Source organism: Proteus sp. G4415 (assembly GCF_963896075.1).
GTDB classification, from domain to species: domain Bacteria; phylum Pseudomonadota; class Gammaproteobacteria; order Enterobacterales; family Enterobacteriaceae; genus Proteus; species Proteus mirabilis.
This window is the reverse complement of the sequence record NZ_CAWQOK010000122.1, coordinates 1-1,295: the sequence shown is the minus strand read 5'-3', so window position 1 is coordinate 1,295 and position 1,295 is coordinate 1. Positions and strand designations below refer to the sequence as shown.

Annotated in this window: 1 protein-coding gene; it reads left to right on the top strand. The window is 37.1% G+C overall.

Translation table 11 applies throughout. The annotated features are described in order from the left end of the window. Window positions 1-368 precede the first annotated feature (368 nt). Complete coding sequence (gene phnX / locus AACU95_RS13475) at window positions 369-1,181, top strand: phosphonoacetaldehyde hydrolase (protein WP_012368613.1); 813 nt, start codon at window positions 369-371, stop codon at window positions 1,179-1,181. Window positions 1,182-1,295 lie beyond the last annotated feature (114 nt).

Sequence of the window (1,295 nt, the reverse complement as noted above, 5' to 3'; positions counted from 1 at the left end):
TATTTGATGAAAAAACAATACAATAAAACTCGGTAATAAATTCATCATACAATATAAAATATGTATGATAATAAAAGGTATTTTATCTTATCTAATAAAATTTATTGATTAATAAATAAAACCACTCTTTTTTTTATGCGTTAAATGATGATCTTAAAATCGTGTTTTATATTAGTTTTATTTACTTTTTTTAGTATCTAATGTTGAGAGCCAAGCTACTTTTGCGGTGGAATTTATTGTGATGACATACCTATGTCATAAATCCCCCTTAAAATTGACATCACAATAACCCATTTTTTTAATGGTAGGATGTTCTACATTCTTCCCATTCGCCGTTAATAATGATTTCACATAGTAGGTCTAAACATATGAATAAATCGGTTGAAGCAGTAATTTTAGATTGGGCTGGTACAGTAGTCGATTTTGGCTCTTTCGCCCCCACACAAATTTTTGTCGATGCCTTTGCTCAAGCCTTTAACTTTAAAATAAGTTTATCAGAAGCACGAGGGCCGATGGGGATGGGTAAAATCGATCATATTCGTGCTTTACTTAACGAGCCTAATATTCGTACTCGCTGGACAGCCCAATTTGGTCACCCACCAAGTGAAGAAGAGGCACAGCATATTTATCGCACCTTTATGCCGTTACAAATTGCACAAGTGGTACATTTTGCTAAACCGATTGAGGGAGCACTTGAGGCTATCTCGACCATAAGAGCACAAGGAATTAAAATCGGCTCTTGCTCAGGTTATCCTAAAGCCGTAATGGATGTATTAGTACCGAAAGCCGCTGAATATGGTTATCAGCCTGATTGCGTGGTTGCTAGTGATGAAATTGCCGCCGGCTCTCGCCCAGGCCCTTGGATGGCGTTAAAGAATGTGATTGAACTGGGTGTAATGAGTGTAGCACACTGTGTTAAAGTCGATGATGCAGTAACAGGTATTGCCGAAGGGTTAAATGCCGGTATGTGGACTGTCGGGTTATCTGTTTCAGGCAATGAGTTTGGTGCCACCTTTGAACAATATCAAACAATGGAACAGGCAGAAATAGAAAACCGTAAGCGCATTGCTGAAAATAAACTACGTACCGCTGGTGCTCATTATATTATTGATACCCTTGCCAATTTACCTGCGGTGATAGAAGATATTAATCAGAGGATCGCTAATAATCAAAAGCCGTAACTATTATCCAATACCAACGCCCAATAAAGCAGTAATGGGCGTAATTGGTCAATAGAGAATATAAAGATATATCTAGGTATTCTTTAATATGAAAATAATACTTCGCACTTTTAT

What these genes read in the sequence shown, in the direction of transcription:
- phnX (WP_012368613.1), top strand. Translation starts at nt 369, where the DNA reads ATGAATAAATCGGTTGAAGCAGTAATTTTAGATTGGGCTGGTACAGTA.